Here is a 15,874-nt window from a genome sequence, read left to right on the forward strand (position 1 = left end):
AGCTTGGGTTTATTGCCTTTGGCCTGACAATGGGGCAGATATTGAATATTGCGATGTTTTTAATAGGCGCATTGTTTTTGGCTAGGATCATAAGAAAGAAATAGGCTCTTATTTAGTTTTCCTTCAATATTATTCGGATCAGCCAGTTTATAGCATTGCTTCATTGCCTCATTGATCAGTATTGTTTCCAATTCTTTTTGATTTTTAAAATAAACCTTTTTAGTATCTAGTGGATCTTCAGTATTTCCTGTGGCCAATTCACAGCTATTATTGCCTCTATTCTTAACGTATATGGGGTCGCCAACTGTTATTCTGTAATCTAGTTTTCCATGTTTTTTAATGTAATTTTCGATTATTTTTTTGTTTTTTCTTTTCCTGTCAAATATTGTTGGTTTCATGTATTCTGGAACATCCACATAAATGCCAATTGGAACTATTGGCTTTTCGGAAATTAAAGCAATATGAGCTGCTCCTCTGTGAAGAGGGGGCCTTTTCCCGTTCTCGGCATACTCTCTGGCATCCATAGTGGGCCCCTCGGGGAAAATGGCAATAATGCTTTTTCTAAAATTCAAGTAATCAATTGATCTCTTTATAGCATTCTTATTGCTGGATTTGCCTTCTAACACGCTAACCCCTATATGCCCCCACATCCATATCAGGAAATTGTAAAGTGTTCTTCTTGCATAGCTCAGCCTATTCTCAGGATCTTCTTTTTGAATCCAAAAGTGAATAATTCTTTGCTCATAAGCTCCCAGGATAAGGCCGTCTGCATATGTTGCGTGATTGCAAACTTCTATAAAAGAATCATCTTTTGGTTTTTTCTCTGAGCCGATTACATTAATATTTAATCTTCTTTGAAGGCTCCACCTTGCAATAGGCCTGCTTAATTTCTGGCTTACAACTTCAATAAGCCTTTTTGCGTTGTATTTGGCTTTTTCCCTGCGGGTATAGCTCATTTCACTATAGAAAGATGGCTGTGTTCTAATATTTTTCTAAATTTTTGCAGTTCACTATTTGTTGTAATATTGAATGGCATCATATAATGTCAAAAATTTTCCACCAGTTTTTAACTGGTTGCTAAAAGCCAACTTTTTTCGCTTATGGAAAATTTTTGAGCATGATCAAGTGTCAAAAATGCTTGCATTTTTGAGCAAATTGGAAATGTGAACATTTCCAATTAACCACCTGATGCGGTGAATAGCAGCAACATTCCACCCATCTTGAAAGTTTTACAAATAAATTTTTGTGTTCTTCTTTTGTTTCAACAAGGCGAAGATGTTTCAGCCCTTTGTGTTTGTAAGTCCCGCTAACGTGATATGATAAAAGAGCAATTGACAGGCTGGTTTTCTTTTTTAGTTCATTGAGTGATAAATGGCTGTCTGAATTCAATGCTTTCATGATTTTTAGCTTGTTATCGCTCAATTCATTGTAATAAGACAGTTTCATTATTGGCAAAAGCATTACTGTATCCCCCATAACTCCGAATGCCTTCAGGCCATTTGCAAATGCCGCGCTCAATGCAGCGCAAGTGCTTATCCTGTCGCCAGTTGCAACATTTACCAGCAATTTCTCGGAAGAATAAACAGAGCACAATTTTCCAAAAGCCTTAAACATTTCTTCCATCATATTGCCGCTTATTTCAACAATTTCTGACTTTATTGTAAAGTTTTCAAGGTTTTTTGAAAGCCCCCTGGCGGCCTTTAGATTCTCGCTTGGAGTTATCAAAATCACTTTTTCCGTAGGAAATTCCTTCATGCCGATAAATAATGCCTTAAGATTGTCTCCTACCGGCGCTATGACTACAAAGCTCATAATCAACAGAAATAACTAAAAGCTTTTAAATATTTTGTTTTTAAAATCAAAATATTGTTTTGACGGTCAAAGGTTAATAAAATATACACTCGCACAACTATAATTAAAAATAAAATTATGGAGGTTTAAAATGGAAAAAACAATCAATTATTCGATATTGGGGTTGCTTTTTGTTCTGGCTGTGCTTGCAGGATGCGCAAAAAGCCAAACTGCGAGCCCTGTAACTGGGCACAGCACAGAAACTGCATCATCTGGAAATTTACGCCATTTAGTGCTTGAAATAAAAGGCATGTACTGCGCGTCTTGCGGTCCTGGCGTTGCAAAAATGATTTCAGAGATTGATGGGGTAGTTGTTTCAAGAGTAAGCAATGCAGATGATAAAGGTGAATTCATATATGATGCAAATAAGGTGAGTAAAGAGCACATCGTGAGTATGCTTAAAGACACTTACTCTGGAAAAGTCTTGTTAGATATGCCTGCACCAGAAGAAATGATCAACACTGTAAAAGCGCTAAAAAATAACTGACGATGGAACAAAAAGATTTTGGCATAAAAAAAGGCATGGGCTTTGGAGCAGCAGGCGCTGCAATTGCCTCACTGTGCTGTATAACCCCCTTAGTTATTGTATTTTTTGGGCTTGGAAGCTTATCTTTTGCATTGAGCTTTTCAAAGTATAAGCCATTTTTTCTTATTGCGGGGGCATTGTTTGTATTGTTCGCAATACTCATCAATGTAAGGAAAGAAGGCAGTGCCTGCTCAATAGATCCAAATGCAATCAAAAGAAAGAAGTACTTCATCGCAACAATTATTGTTATAATGGCGGTGATTTATTTATTAATGCAGTACTTTATATTGCCCTTACTTGGGAAGATTGTTTATGCATGATGCTGAAACTACGCCTTTAGGCACAACTAGAATTATACATCAATCATCTCAATCTCTATATTCAGGCCTTCAGGAATAGGAACGCGCATAACCAATCTCAAGGCTCTTTCATCAATGCCCAGGTCTATGAGCCTTTTGTGGATCCTCATCTCGTAATGGTCCCACATTGCTGTACCGCCGCCATCAGGGCCTTTTCTGGTGGTTAACCTGAGCTTTTTAGTAGGCAAAGGAATAGGGCCGCGCATATCGACTCCAGTTTTTTCAGCTATCTCTTGTATGCTTCTGCACACTTCATTTATCTGCTCTATGTTTGTGCTTGCTAGTTTTATTCTTGCTTTTTGCATTTTGGTTTCCTTGTTTTGTTGCTGAAGTCGTTTGCCGCATGATGAGCTTCAGTTCACCATGTCCCTAGTTAAAGGGAAAAAAGTTTAGGCCTTTTTGACCAAGTCAATACACATGCCGGCAGCGACTGTTGCTCCTGAATCACGCACAGCAAACCTCGACATATGCGGGATGTCCTTCTGCCTTTCAATGACCAACGGAACAACAGGCTTAACCTGTACAATTGCAGCATCCCCGTTTTTGATAAAATCAGGATTTTCCTGCAGTGTCTCGCCAGTTGCCGGGTTCAGCTTTTTCTTTATAGCTATTATTTGGCATGCTGTTTGTGAAGTGTGAATATGGAACACTGGCGTGTAGCCCACTGTTACAACAGTTGGATGGTTCAATACAACAATCTGCGCTGTAAACTCTGTTGCAACTGTTGGCGGATTGTCAGTATGGCCAAGAACATCGCCTCTCGTAATATCATTTTTGCCGATTCCCCTGACGTTAAATCCGATGTTGTCTCCTGGCTCAGCCTGCTGCATCTGCTCATGGTGCATCTCTATGGTTTTTACTTCTCCCTGCACGCCTTTTCCTTCTCTGCCAGGCATGAATACAACTTTGTCGCCAACTTTTATTATGCCAGTTTCAACTCTGCCGACAGGTACAACTCCGATTCCTGTGATGTTGTAAACATCCTGTATCGGAAGCCTTAACGGAAGTTGTGTTGGCTTTTCAGGAGGATTCAGATTGTCAATTGCCTCCATTAATGTAGGGCCTTTATACCAGGGCATATTCACTGACTTGTTTACAATATTTTCGCCAGGATAAGCTGCTGTTGCCAGGAACTGTATTTTGCTTGGGTCATAGCCAACGCTTTTCAATAATGCGCTTACTTCGTCCTTGACTTGAGTCCATCTTTTTTCATCAAACTTTGCCATGTCCATTTTGTTAATAGAAATTATTAATTGGTTGACACCCAATGTTCTTGCCAGAAAAACGTGCTCTTTTGTCTGAGCCTGCACACCGTCTCCCGGATTTGCGCTTACAACTAAGACGCCTGCATCTGCCTGGGCTGCTCCTGTAATCATATTTTTAATAAAGTCTTTATGGCCAGGAGCGTCAATTATTGTGAAATAGTATTTTGGCGTATTAAATTTCTGGTGGCTAAGGTCAATTGTAACTCCCCTTTCCTGCTCTTCTTTAAGATTGTCCATTACGAATGCAAATTCAAAGCCAGGCTTTCCAACTTCCTTTGCTCTCTCTTTTAGCTTTCTGAGTGTTGCCTCGTCAATATGCTTAGAATCGTACAATAATCTGCCGACAGTCGTTGATTTACCATGATCTACATGCCCGATAAATACAAGGTTTATATGTGTTTTTTCTTTTGCCATGTTTAAAACCTCCTATATGCTAAATATGCATTAAAAGGTATTTTGAGTTTATTTATAAAGGTTATGGTTGCTTCTTAAATATTGCTGAAAATGCGGTATTCTTGGCTTAATTTGAGTTTATTTATTAACTTTACGGTAGTTGCAAAATAAAAAGAATTATAAATACCCGAATATCTCTCTTGCCATGGAAATTGGCATTATTGGTTTGGGTGACATGGGGAAATTATATGCCCGCGAATTTTCTAGATGCGGTTACAGGGTTAATGGCTGTGATCTGCCTGAAAAAAGAAGTCAATTAGAGCAGGAATTGCAGGGAACTGGTGTTTGTATTTTAGATGACGGAATTGCTGTTTCTAGAAGAAGCGATTTTATATTTTATTCAGTAGAAGCAGAAAATATTGGCAGAGTTGTGAGGCAATGCAGCCCATCAACAAAACAAGGAGCAATAGTTGCAGGCCAAACTTCTGTCAAGACGCCCGAGATTGAAGCTTTTGAGAAATATCTGCCTGAAGACGCGAATATAGTTACTTGCCATTCTTTGCATGGCTCTTCAGTTAGCCCTGATGGGCAAGGCTTAGCAGTTATAAGGCACAGAAGTTCTGATTATGCTTATAAAAGGGCAATTGAAACTTTAAGTAAATTAGGCTCAAGAATTATAGAAATTCCAACTTATCAAGAGCACGATAGAATCACAGCAGATACGCAAGCAAACCCCCATGTAGGATTTGAGAGCATGGGAACAGCATGGAAAAATGCAGGTTTTTACCCTTGGGAAAGCCCATCTTATACTAATAGAATTGACAACATAAAGATATTGTTAATGCTGAGAATTTATGGCGGGAAAGCGCACGTATACTCCGGGTTAGCAATTCTAAATCCTTTTGCAAAGGAACAGATTAGCCAATATGCAAAATCAGAATCAGAATTGTTTAAATTAATGATTCAAGAAGATGAAAAACAGCTCAGAGACCGGATAAGAAAAGCAGGCGATTTTGTGTTTGGGAATGAAGATTCAACATTAGTATTGGACAAATTATTTAAAGAACCAAATGTTACGATACAATTTGGCTTAGGCAGCCAGCCAAAAAGAAAGCCAAATTCCCACCTAAGCCTTTTGGCAATGGTTGATGCTTGGTATCAACTAGGGATAAATCCTTACAAAAACAGAGTGTGCGAAACGCCCTTATTCAAGCTCTGGTTAGGAATTGCAGAATACCTATTCAGAACTCCTGAGCTTCTTGAAGAATCACTCCAAACAGCATTATTCGATAAAAAATTAAGAGGAGATGATTTAGAATTCCATACTGCTGTCAGGGAATGGTCTTCGATAATTGGTCGTGGCGATGTTGAAGGATATAAGCAGCAATTTAATGCCGCTAAGGAATTTTTTAAAGATAGAATTCCTGAAGGAATGAAAAGAAGCAACGAGCTTATTACGAAATTAGCTAGTTCAAAATAGGCAGTATTTGAACCTCAACCAGAAGTTTTTTATATTTCAATGAAATTTCAGGCTTATGGGGGATCTCGAAGCTAAATTAATCCGCACAATTAACCTTAACGGCAAAGATGTTGGTGTATTTCTCGCATTCAATAAACAGCAATACTGTGAAAACGATTTCTCTTTCGATTTTGGCAACTTGGTCAACGCATATAGCCGGAGAAAAAAGCCGAACGATCTAAAAAGAAACAGGCGCTTAATGATGGCAGCAAAAATCGATTCAAATATTTTTCTGGGAAGCCGCATTTTGTTTGCCGACTTTGAAAAGAAAGTTGAAACTATCTATGCAGAGATCTTCTTAGATATGCTAAAAGAATTTCCTTTGCCTTTGCATCTCGGGGAGCAGGCGCTTTTCCCGCCTAAAAAAATAACGCTTGAGGTGTCGAGGGCAATAGAGGATGAAGCAGAGAACACAGCGACAATCGATGAAAAAAACTCAACAAAAGAGCACTGCATAGTCAAGTATCACGGAAGGGCGTTGGCTGAGAGGCTTTTTCCAACATTCTTCCTTAATGGAGGGAGCATACAATCTATAAAAAAATCATCCCGTCATGAAATGGTGCATTTTATTGACCTGTTTACAATTAACAAAGCTGAAAGGGAAGGCTTAATGCTTCTTGAAGAACTAAATGCGCCTTATTCAGCAAGAAAGCTGTATTATCTGATATTTGAATTTCTTAAGGAAGCAAGGGCAACAACATATGAATTCATTGATTATCATAAGCTGATTTTTAAAGAAGAGAAAGGCAAAAATTTCAGAAACAGCATCATAGAAATGTGCAAAGAAAATGACATCGGCAGGGTTAAAGAGATTTACGATAAGAAAATAGATGATGTAACAGGCATTTACAGGCAGTCTTTTTTGGCTGCATTTGGCTTGGGCGCATCTTATGAAGGCTTAATAAACAAAAAAACAGAGCAAAGAGAAGATAAATTAATTATCACATGTTTGCCTCACGGCATCAGGGACAAGTTCATGAAGGACACTGCCCTGATTCATCCTATGAAATTTATTGAAAGTTCCGCCAAGGCATTTAATGAGCATCAGCTGGAATTTTATTGTCCATTAACTCCCCAATTTGTGCATTACGTTCTAGAAGAAACGTTAAAAGGAATGGAAAGAACAAACAAAGAAAAAATAAAAGAGCTTTTTTTCAATCAAACCTTGTAAACCATGTCATGCTCCCTTGCGTGATCCGCAACCTTTAGTCCAATGCTCTGGCCTGCTTTTGCTTCCTGTATCTTATCATGCTCTATTTGCATGCTTTCGACTCTTTGCCTGAAGTCAGAGGTTGCGCCCTTTACATGTATTTCGTCGCCGATTCTTAATGTGCCGTTGAGCTTGATCACCGCAACACCTATGTTTGTAAAGTAATGCGTTACAGCTCCAATTTCCTTTTCCTGCGGCTGTTCAGCTGCTTGTTTTGGAGCTCTGACTGCCTTTTTAACAGCTTTCTTGACAATCTTCTTCACAGCCTTCTGAACCTTTTTCACAGCTTTTGCTGCTTTCTTAGCAGGCTTTTTGTATTTTTTCACAACTTTTCTTGCCAATTTTACTGCCTTTTTCTTTGACTTTTTAACCACGTAATATCACCCCATGCAGCATATAAAAGGAGCTATTTTATAAATTTTTGGGTTTTGGATAAGAAGTATGCGGTTTCTTGACTATTTCGTCCCGGGCAACGGCCTCTTGACAGTTATCGGAACAGCATCCTTTTCAAACTCGATCTTCGCAATATCAATCGGGTTGTAATGCAGCCTCTCAAGATCTTCCTTAGAAAGCTTAACCAGAAACGGGGCGCCCATTGAGATCTGCAATGCCCTGCTTCCGATGATCCTTACCTTTTCATACCTTGTGTATTTTATCGGTTCCTGGGGTAATTGTTTTGATTCTGCCATTCTGATATTTGGAAAACCAGTTTATTTTTAAATCTATCGGAAATCGAGATTTTAATTCCTTCCATTTCAATAAAATTCCTGACAATATGCTGATCTAAACCCTTGTCAAGCATCAATTCCAAAGCTGCCTGTTTATCGCTTCTTGCCGCTTCTCCGTTGACATGCGGCTCGACTTTTGTATCAAAGACATCAGCCACAGCAATGATCCTTGCAATAAGGCTAATATCCTCATCTTTTGTTTTGAAATAGCCCCTTTCATTAAGCCTCTCATGAGATAAGTAAACGCCAATTAAAATATCCCTGTCTTCACAGCCTTCTTCAACCAGCATTTCCATGCCATGATAAGGGTGAGGCCATAATTCATAAAATTCTCTCGGTGAAAGTTTCCCCTTTTTATTCAGAATTTCATCAGGCGTGTAGAACTTGCCAATATCATGATGTAGCGTAGCTTGATATGCTTTATAACTTAACTCATTAAGGCCTAATAACTTTAACTTGTTGAATAATTCAATAAGATAGTCATCTCCAGATTGAATGCAATCGATTAGCTTATTGGCTAATCTAAAGGCGTAACCAGCCGCTCTAATATTGTGCTTATATGTTTTATTGCTTTTTCCCTGCAGTTTCTCAAATTCCTTCCATATAGGCTCAAATAAAAATTTCATAAGGACGCAATTTAGGTTAAATTAATAAAGGTTTTGGATTAAGCAATTTCCAATAAAACTTCAATCTCCTTTAGCTTTTTGATATTTAGCTGATAGGCATCTCCGTGTTTTGTTTTTCCATAAAACGAGACCAATTCTTCTTTTATAAGGTCTTTGAGAACATCTTCTACAGATCCTTTCAGGTGAGAAGGGATTCCTGACATCAGCCTTTCGTACAATAAGTGACCTTTGCTAAATGCTTCATTAGAATATAGCTTCTTAAGGATATTCTTCTTTATCTTCTCATAGTCAGTTTTGGCTAATTTCTTTCCCATTAAATCTTTTTTAAAAACACAGAATATAAAAGACTTATTATTTTAATTAATATTCATAGCCAATATCGGCTAAAAATAGAAATATTTATATATAACTTGCTCTTCATTCTATTTACAATGGAAGGCAAAACAATATTTTTAAGGATTTTTGGAGATTCCCCCATATTGAGAGTGCTGGACTTTTTAGTGGTTAATGAGGACTTTGATTACAGCATGACAGATATAGCAGATCTTTCAGGCATTGGTTACTCCACACTTAAACTCTTCTGGGAAAAATTAGAAGAAGAGGGAGTAATAATAAAAACAAGAACAGTTGGAAAAGCCAAAATGTACAGGCTCAATTTAGCAAATCCTGTGATCAGGAAATTCAGAGAGTTCTATTGGGAAACAACAAAGCACCATGTGCATGAAAAAACCAAAGAAAGAGAAATAATAATTAAGCATTAAAATTGTAGAACTTTAACTTACCCTATTGGCGGGATCGCTAAATCATAGTTAGTTTCAATAAGCGATTGAGCTAAAATTTTTAAGAATTAATAAAATAGGGCAGGCGTCTTATTTTCTACCTGCTAATCTTTGAATTAAATTTGGTTGATATTTTTTTAAATCGCTTAGTTTAGCACAATATTGAGAAAATGCTAATTTCCCCTTAAGAACATCTCTTGCAAATGCTTCATTTGGAAATGGACAAACCCAGGTTCTTCGCGTATATTTTTCTGTTACATCTTCGTCAATTGTCTGTTTTCCATCAACAAATCCAGCAACATTAAGTAGTTCTTCATCAGTTAATGTAAGAATTCTTTTTGTTGTCCTTCTTTCTTCTCCAACTTTTTCATCAAAATATAACTTTCCGAATTGTAAATCCCCATTTTTATCATATTGCCTGAAAGCATCTTTTTGGGTTGGAGTTAAATCAGGAACTAGACCCATCATAAATGTTTGAAGCTCATCTGCCGTGTATAAACCATTTTTTGGAGCAACCCAATAACTAACAATATGACAAAAAAAACCATTTCTATCGGGCAAATAGTTTCTTACATCAGCATTAACTATAACAACTTCTGGATTTGTTTCCAATGCTTGTCTGACGATTGTTAATTTACTCATTTTGATTACCTTAAATATAGAATAAATCCAGCCTTTATAAATCTTTCGTTTTGTAACTATTTGTTAGTGATATAACCTTGAGAAAATAAAATAAATCAAATTAAAAACCCTAAAGCATCTTCCTCAGCTCCTTTGCCTTGTCAATCCCAGTATCCACCATCTTCTCAACATCTTCCATTGTCAATGGCAGATCTCCGCCTTTCTGCAGAGCCGAGATTGTTCCGTCAGGAGTTGTTGTTACAGTTAATCTTGCGTCATAGACCTTTTCTTCATCCAAATCAGGGTCAACAATGAAATGCCCGCCGATCTTATAAACTGTTATTGCCATTGGATCCTTTTTCATGGGCAGCTTTTCAGCTGTCAGTTTCTTATAATCAACCATTTCATCCTTAACGCTGGGAAATTTTGCATCTTTCAATGCAGCAAGCGCTGCTATTGCAGAAGCATCAATCAAATTGCCCGAGTCATTTATCGTAACAATATCAACGCTTATCATCCATACTTTCTCGTTTTTCTTAATGCACAGCTTCTTGGTGTCAATTGCCTTTGATTCTCTTATTCCCCTGTCAACAACCCTTGCAAGCTCAATAGACTGCTCATCTGGCGGGCCTCCTTCAAATTCAGGGCTTGACAATGGCAATAATTCCGCATTTACACTCATCACACCATCGTCAGGAGTGTCAGGATAGGGCTTGTCAATGCTCAGCTTAACTCCTGCAATAACTTCTGTTTCGCCGATTTTCACCCTGCTAGACCCTTCTGCGTTTTTTGAAACTCCGTACTCAACTGAAACAGTTCTGTATTCCAATGGCTTTCTTCCGTCAAACCTTATTCCGGCTGACAATGATTTTATAATGTGCTCTCTAAGTTGTTCATTCATTTTGCTCACCATATTTGTCTTTTAATGCTTTTTTTTGTATATCATTTATCTTCAGGCATGCTTTTCTTCCCATTTCAATTGCTTTCTTCAAGTTATCTTTTGATATCTCTCCGTCCATCTGCAGCAACGTTACCTCGCCAGTCCTATTGATGAATGCAACCGGTATGTCTGCAACAGGGCCTGCTTCATAAGCTTCCTCTTCATAATCAAGGTCAACAAGAACCTGGTCATCAACTATGCCTACGGAAACAGCGGCAACCATGTCTTTCATCGGAATTCCGGCATCTGCCAGTGCAATTGAAGCAGCGCATATCCCGGCGCATCTTGTCCCTGCATCTGTCTGCGGCAATTCTATAAAAATATCAACAACAGAATTCTGGAATTCGCTCAGGTCAACAACAGGCAGCAATGCCTTTTCCGTGACCATTGAAATTTCCTTTGATCTTCTTGATCCGCCAGGCCTTACCCTCTCGCCTGCTCCTGAAAAGGGCATCATGTTGTACCTGCACCTCAGGATTCCTTTTCCAGGATCCTGCAAAAACTTAGGATACAGGTTCCTTGGCCCGTAAACAGCAGCATAAGCAATTGTTTTTCCAATCCTGAAATAAGCAGAGCCGTCTGCTCTTGGTATAACGCCTGCCTTGGCTTCTATTGCCCTTGTTTCATCAAATTTTCTTCCGTCAAATCTCTTCTTATAGCTCATTTTGATCACCTTTATCTTCAGCGCTTTCAGTATTGATTGTCAGTTTTTTCCCTGTTGTTTTTTCAAGGTATTCTTTCATTTTTTCTGTCAGGCCTGAAGTATGCGCCTCATTTTCTATTTTTTTGATGAAATTTACAGCATCAACCTCGTCTTTCGGCTCTCCATCGATCCATATGAGTCCGTTCTGGCCCACTATAATCCTGCAGTTAGTGGCCTGCTTTACCAAGCCAATCATGCTGCCGCCTTTCCCAATTATCCTCGGAACCTTGTTGCAGTTAACCCTTATTATCCTGCCGCCTTTCAGCTTCCTCAAGCCAGGGCCTTTCATTGTGACGTCAACTAATTTTTGCGATGTTACATTAAATATTTTTGTAACAACATAATCGCCTAGATCGAAATACTGCGTCAAATCAGCTCCTTTGTTTACAAAGCCCATCACAGCATCCCTTACAGGAAGCATTGCTGTGTAAGGCGAGAATGTGTCTATTCTCCATCCGCTCATCAGTACATCAACAACCCCGCCGATTATTGTATCGTATTTTTTCGGAAGATACTGCCCGGATAAAGGAAATATCTTTATAACCTTTCCTTCAACATTAATCACGCCTAATTTTGCAGCCACAACCCTGTCGCCGTCCCTGTATGTTCCATAAGACGGCAGATAGTCCATTCCGGATGCTAATTCTTCTCCAGGAATAACCACTTCTTTTTCTTTAACTAATAGCTCGCTCATTTTATTTTTCACCTTTTGTTGTCATTTTGTTTTTATAACCTTGCAATCTGCATCGCCATGCGTTGCCGTGTTTAACTTATCATAGAACTCCTGCTCTAAGCCTCCAGGAAGCTCAACAACAGCAAGAAGCGACCCATCATTCATCCACTCCTCTTTCAGCATTTTTGAGAAGTGCTTCACAACTGAATATGACTTTGAGGCGTGAATCGCGGGAATATGAACCTGTATTTCCTTTATCTCGAACCTTATCGGCATTATGGGCCTTAGCTGCTTCAAAACATCATCAACCTGCTCTTCTGCAGACCTCATCTCGTCTATTCTTATTTTTGCCTGCTCAAATGCATTCTCTATCCTTGTAATCGGATGCGGCGCATCTGTTCTCGGGTCAACGCCGTTCCTGTGTATTATATCCATTATCCTTTTCTTTTTTTCTTCCCTCATCTTTTCCCTGTGATCAGCAGTTAATTGTATCTCGCCTTCTTTCAGGATTATTTCTGCAACTTTTAATGGGTCAGATGCGCCGAAAACCTGCTGCATCAAATGCTCGCCTGCCCTCAATCCTTTTTTGGCATCAGAAAAAATATGCTCGGATTTAATGACGTCCCTTATTTCAGATATTTTTCCTTTTTTGAATTCCACTGCAAGGTCAGCGTCAATCGGAATTTCAAAAACATTGCCGCCTTTCTTTATTCTCGCAATGTTTATGGAGAACCTTTCCTTGTCAAAAGTAATTCCTGGCATTTTTGCTTATTCCTGTTTTTTATTTTTTCTTGGTGTCTTTTAATATTTTGTCAACTCTTTCTTTGCCCATTTTAGTGAATTTCTTCTCTTTGGTCATTATGTATGCTGCATCAATCCTTTCAACGCTGAAATCCTTGTCAAGAATCTTTGCCAATGAGCTTATTGCAAGCTTTAAGGCTTCCTCAACTGTTATTGTTTCCTTGTAATCCTTGTTTAAAATAGCCTCAACCTCGATTTCGCCTTCTCCAATCACAGCTGCCCTGTACTGGAAGAAGATGCCGGTAGGGTCAGTCTCAAAAAGCTTTGGCCCGTCAGAGTCAATTCCTGCAATCAGGATTGAGACGCCAAAAGGCCTGAATCCGCCTGACTGCGTGGTTATCTGCTTCAGATTGCAGATGTCTTTTACAATGCTTAGCACGTCAATGTCTGAATCATAAGTTATTCTGTGCCTCTGGGCTGCCAGCTGCGCTCTTTCTATCAGAACGCGGGCATCAGATAAGATTCCTGAAGCAGTTGCGCCGATATGATCATCAATCTGCCATATCTTTTCAACGCTTTCCGGCACAACAAGCTTGTCAACTATCCTCTTGTCTGTCACAAGGACAACACCGTCTGAGCAGACTATGCCGATGGCTGTGCTGCCCTGCTTGACTGTCTTTTTAGCGTATTCTACCTGAAGCAATCTTCCGTCAGGGCTGAACATTGTTATTGCCCTGTCATATCCCATCACTTGATGCGGTAAAGGCTGTTGCACCATTTTAATTTCACCTCAAAGTTTGTTTTTAGCTTTATTTTTTTAATTTATTTATTGAATTTTAATTATTTTTTAAATATCTTTCCTCTGCTTTTTTCATTATTCCCGATGTTCCTGTTGATCTCACAATGACTTCAATGCCGTTTATGTTTTTTATCAGCGCCAAAGCGCCCTTCAACTCATTGGCATATTTATGATTTACCCTTATTAAACCTTTCTGATTTTCTTCATTAAATTTGTCTGCTAATATCCATATGCCTGCCTTGGCAGCTCCAAGCTCTCCCAAAAACCTTAGGCAGCCCTGCCATATTGCATCAGAGACTGCTTTAAAAGGCCTTATAGGCTCTTTTGAGATGATCTGAAACGCAACATAGCGTTTGCGCTCTCTCATGCTTGGCATCATAGCTTTCAATTTTTTTGCCATTATACACCAAAACAGTTTTTGATCAACTGAGAAAATAGGTATATGGTTTCCTTTTTCTCTCTTACAGAAATATGGAATATTAAGTTATTTATAAAGCTATCGGAAAATCAGCTTACGTGAAATATATCCGATCTTTATCTTCCTCAATGACTTTTTTAACTTTAAAGTGTTTTTTAATAATGCAGTCAATCATCTCTTTTTTAGGTGATTTTTTTAAAAAACTGAGAACAAACCTCTTGTTTCCAGCCCTTTTGATTTCCTTCAGCCCTTTTCCTATATCTTTGAAGTTTTGTATTGCTGTTATGCTTATCACAATATCAAAGAACTGATTAGGATAGGGTATTTTTTCAGCAGGAGCAAGCTTATATTCTATTTCTTTGTTTTTTTGCTTTGCCTTAAACAATAATTTTCTTGATGGATCAATTCCAAATCTTTTACATGGCCATGGCTCTGTTGTCAACCCGGTTCCGCAGCCGACATCGAGCAATTTGTCTGTTTTCCTTACTTTCAGGAATTTTTTAATGATCTTGATTTTATTTAGCTGCTCTTCGCCATGCAGCTCTTCATACCCTTTGCTTATCGAATCGTAATAATCCATGAACAAACATCAACCTTTAAATATTTAAACATTACTCAAACCATAATGAATCCGAACATTCCGAAGATGCTCCGCAGGCTGACAGGCAAGAAGCACATTGTCTTTGTTGACAGGGGCAATACAGCAATAATGAAGGCTTTTGAAATAGCAAAAAAGCTTGGCAAGACAAAAGCCTTAATGCAGGACCAGGGTGGCTGGCTGACGTATAAACAGTTTGCATTGAAAAATGACCTGATGCCGATCGAGCTTAAAACAGACTACGGAATTCTTAATCTCAGAGATCTCTTTAAAAAAGCTGATAAAAATTCTGTTCTTATTGTAAATTCATTGACAGGCTATTTTGCTGACCAGCCGATGAAGCCTATAGAGAAGATATGCAAGAAGAGAGGCTGCCTGCTGATAAATGATGCATCAGGCTCAATTGGGACAAAGTTTGCAAAATACGGCGATATTGCAATTGGCAGCTTCAGGCAGTGGAAGCCAATTAATCTTGGAAAAGGCGGCTTTATGGCAATAAATGATAACTTGCTGCACTTCTTTATGACCAAGGAAAGAGTTCACGGCGTTTTAAGGTTCATAGACAGGTACATAAGCAGGCCCGAAGTGATAGAGGAATATAAATTCTCAGAAAAAGAGCTTGATGCGCTTGAAAACAAGATTGTAAATCTGAACAAAAGGCTGAAATTTATGATGGGCATAAACCAAAAAATAAAAAACGACCTTAAAAGCTGTGAAATACTGCATAAGAGCAGATACGGCCTTAATGTTGTTGTAAAATTCAAAAATGAGGAAGAAAAAAACAAAATTATTAAATACTGCGAAGAAAACAAATACGAATACACGCTATGCCCCAGGAATATAAGGGCAGACACAGATGCAGTCTGCATAGAAGTAAAGAGGCTGGAGGAAAAATGAAAAAAATCCTTTTTATAATTGTCGCATTTTTAATAATAGGCGGGCTTATAATCTACCAGTCAAACAAAATAAGCTTTGGGACTAAAGAAGGCAAAAAGGCATTTATTTCAGAATATTTCAAATGGATCTTCACAGTAGGGAAAAGCGCAAAAAATACAGTTGGCTATGTCATAAAGCAGGACTGGCTGCCTGAGACTAATGCAACAAATTCAACAGAATAAGGTGATG

At 38.5% G+C, this 15,874-nt stretch carries 23 protein-coding genes; 7 read left to right on the plus strand and 16 right to left on the minus strand.

The window, feature by feature from the left end:
- Positions 1–59 precede the first annotated feature (59 nt).
- Together HYU07_02355 and HYU07_02360 are read right to left on the minus strand one after the other, a co-directional pair.
- Complete coding sequence (locus HYU07_02355) at positions 60–956, minus strand: 1-acyl-sn-glycerol-3-phosphate acyltransferase (GenBank protein ID MBI2129057.1); 897 nt, start codon at positions 954–956, stop codon at positions 60–62.
- A 172-nt stretch (positions 957–1,128) separates the two neighbouring features.
- Positions 1,129–1,812, minus strand: coding sequence for a hypothetical protein (locus HYU07_02360; protein MBI2129058.1), 684 nt, complete (start codon positions 1,810–1,812; stop codon positions 1,129–1,131).
- Positions 1,813–1,942: 130 nt separating this feature from the next.
- Here HYU07_02360 and HYU07_02365 point away from each other — a divergent pair, with 130 nt between their 5' ends.
- Complete coding sequence (locus HYU07_02365; protein ID MBI2129059.1) at positions 1,943–2,338, plus strand: hypothetical protein; 396 nt, start codon at positions 1,943–1,945, stop codon at positions 2,336–2,338.
- Between the two features lie 2 nt (positions 2,339–2,340).
- Positions 2,341–2,697, plus strand: coding sequence for a hypothetical protein (locus tag HYU07_02370; GenBank protein ID MBI2129060.1), 357 nt, complete (start codon positions 2,341–2,343; stop codon positions 2,695–2,697).
- Between the two features lie 32 nt (positions 2,698–2,729).
- Here HYU07_02370 and HYU07_02375 read toward each other — a convergent pair whose 3' ends face one another.
- The gene (locus HYU07_02375; protein ID MBI2129061.1) at positions 2,730–3,041 is read right to left on the minus strand and encodes a 30S ribosomal protein S10; all 312 of its coding nucleotides are present in this window, start codon (positions 3,039–3,041) and stop codon (positions 2,730–2,732) included.
- An 84-nt stretch (positions 3,042–3,125) separates the two neighbouring features.
- The gene (gene tuf / locus HYU07_02380) at positions 3,126–4,415 is read right to left on the minus strand and encodes a translation elongation factor EF-1 subunit alpha (GenBank protein ID MBI2129062.1); all 1,290 of its coding nucleotides are present in this window, start codon (positions 4,413–4,415) and stop codon (positions 3,126–3,128) included.
- Positions 4,416–4,599: 184 nt separating this feature from the next.
- Between tuf and HYU07_02385 the strand changes: the two genes are divergently transcribed.
- Complete coding sequence (locus HYU07_02385) at positions 4,600–5,874, plus strand: prephenate dehydrogenase (GenBank protein ID MBI2129063.1); 1,275 nt, start codon at positions 4,600–4,602, stop codon at positions 5,872–5,874.
- A 55-nt stretch (positions 5,875–5,929) separates the two neighbouring features.
- Positions 5,930–7,084 (plus strand): hypothetical protein, encoded by a 1,155-nt coding sequence (locus HYU07_02390; GenBank protein MBI2129064.1) that lies wholly within the window; start codon positions 5,930–5,932, stop codon positions 7,082–7,084.
- Here HYU07_02390 and HYU07_02395 read toward each other — a convergent pair.
- The 4 genes from HYU07_02395 to HYU07_02410 all read right to left on the minus strand — a co-directional run bounded on the left by HYU07_02395 (position 7,072) and on the right by HYU07_02410 (position 8,791).
- Positions 7,072–7,305 (minus strand): translation elongation factor-like protein, encoded by a 234-nt coding sequence (locus HYU07_02395; protein MBI2129065.1) that lies wholly within the window; start codon positions 7,303–7,305, stop codon positions 7,072–7,074. The genes HYU07_02390 and HYU07_02395 overlap by 13 nt on opposite strands.
- Positions 7,306–7,578: 273 nt before the next feature.
- Entirely contained in the window at positions 7,579–7,779 is a 201-nt protein-coding gene (locus HYU07_02400) for a DNA-directed RNA polymerase subunit K (protein MBI2129066.1), read from the minus strand.
- Positions 7,776–8,477, minus strand: a complete 702-nt coding sequence (locus tag HYU07_02405) for an HD domain-containing protein (protein MBI2129067.1) — start codon at positions 8,475–8,477, stop codon at positions 7,776–7,778. The genes HYU07_02400 and HYU07_02405 overlap by 4 nt, the downstream gene beginning before the upstream one ends.
- A 38-nt stretch (positions 8,478–8,515) precedes the next feature.
- Positions 8,516–8,791 (minus strand): hypothetical protein, encoded by a 276-nt coding sequence (locus HYU07_02410; protein MBI2129068.1) that lies wholly within the window; start codon positions 8,789–8,791, stop codon positions 8,516–8,518.
- 117 nt (positions 8,792–8,908) lie between these two features.
- Between HYU07_02410 and HYU07_02415 the strand changes: the two genes are divergently transcribed.
- Positions 8,909–9,238: a hypothetical protein gene (locus tag HYU07_02415; GenBank protein ID MBI2129069.1), complete on the plus strand. Its 330-nt coding sequence runs from the start codon at positions 8,909–8,911 to the stop codon at positions 9,236–9,238.
- Between the two features lie 108 nt (positions 9,239–9,346).
- Here the strand turns inward: HYU07_02415 and HYU07_02420 are convergent, their stop codons facing one another.
- The 8 genes from HYU07_02420 to HYU07_02455 all read right to left on the minus strand — a co-directional run bounded on the left by HYU07_02420 (position 9,347) and on the right by HYU07_02455 (position 14,731).
- Positions 9,347–9,898 (minus strand): hypothetical protein, encoded by a 552-nt coding sequence (locus HYU07_02420; protein ID MBI2129070.1) that lies wholly within the window; start codon positions 9,896–9,898, stop codon positions 9,347–9,349.
- 109 nt (positions 9,899–10,007) lie between these two features.
- A complete protein-coding gene (locus HYU07_02425; protein MBI2129071.1) occupies positions 10,008–10,790 on the minus strand; it encodes an exosome complex protein Rrp42 in 783 nt (260 codons plus the stop codon).
- Complete coding sequence (locus tag HYU07_02430; protein ID MBI2129072.1) at positions 10,771–11,481, minus strand: exosome complex exonuclease Rrp41; 711 nt, start codon at positions 11,479–11,481, stop codon at positions 10,771–10,773. The genes HYU07_02425 and HYU07_02430 overlap by 20 nt, the downstream gene beginning before the upstream one ends.
- A complete protein-coding gene (locus tag HYU07_02435; protein ID MBI2129073.1) occupies positions 11,471–12,214 on the minus strand; it encodes an RNA-binding protein in 744 nt (247 codons plus the stop codon). Before HYU07_02435 ends, HYU07_02430 begins: the two co-directional genes overlap by 11 nt.
- Positions 12,215–12,235: 21 nt before the next feature.
- On the minus strand, positions 12,236–12,955 hold the full coding sequence (locus HYU07_02440) for a ribosome assembly factor SBDS (protein ID MBI2129074.1): 720 nt from the start codon (positions 12,953–12,955) through the stop codon (positions 12,236–12,238).
- Positions 12,956–12,974: 19 nt separating this feature from the next.
- Complete coding sequence (gene psmA, locus HYU07_02445) at positions 12,975–13,712, minus strand: archaeal proteasome endopeptidase complex subunit alpha (protein MBI2129075.1); 738 nt, start codon at positions 13,710–13,712, stop codon at positions 12,975–12,977.
- A gap of 58 nt (positions 13,713–13,770) precedes the next feature.
- Entirely contained in the window at positions 13,771–14,133 is a 363-nt protein-coding gene (locus HYU07_02450; protein ID MBI2129076.1) for a ribonuclease P protein component 2, read from the minus strand.
- Between the two features lie 112 nt (positions 14,134–14,245).
- Positions 14,246–14,731 (minus strand): class I SAM-dependent methyltransferase, encoded by a 486-nt coding sequence (locus HYU07_02455; protein MBI2129077.1) that lies wholly within the window; start codon positions 14,729–14,731, stop codon positions 14,246–14,248.
- A 45-nt stretch (positions 14,732–14,776) separates the two neighbouring features.
- Here HYU07_02455 and HYU07_02460 point away from each other — a divergent pair, with 45 nt between their 5' ends.
- Together HYU07_02460 and HYU07_02465 are read left to right on the plus strand one after the other, a co-directional pair.
- Positions 14,777–15,646 carry a DegT/DnrJ/EryC1/StrS family aminotransferase gene (locus tag HYU07_02460; protein MBI2129078.1) on the plus strand — a complete coding sequence of 290 codons (870 nt, stop codon included), beginning with the start codon at positions 14,777–14,779 and terminating at the stop codon, positions 15,644–15,646.
- Entirely contained in the window at positions 15,643–15,867 is a 225-nt protein-coding gene (locus HYU07_02465; protein ID MBI2129079.1) for a hypothetical protein, read from the plus strand. Before HYU07_02460 ends, HYU07_02465 begins: the two co-directional genes overlap by 4 nt.
- Positions 15,868–15,874: the final 7 nt, after the last annotated feature.

The sequence above is a fragment of the Candidatus Woesearchaeota archaeon genome (assembly GCA_016180285.1).
Lineage (GTDB): Archaea > Nanobdellota > Nanobdellia > Woesearchaeales > JACPBO01 > JACPBO01.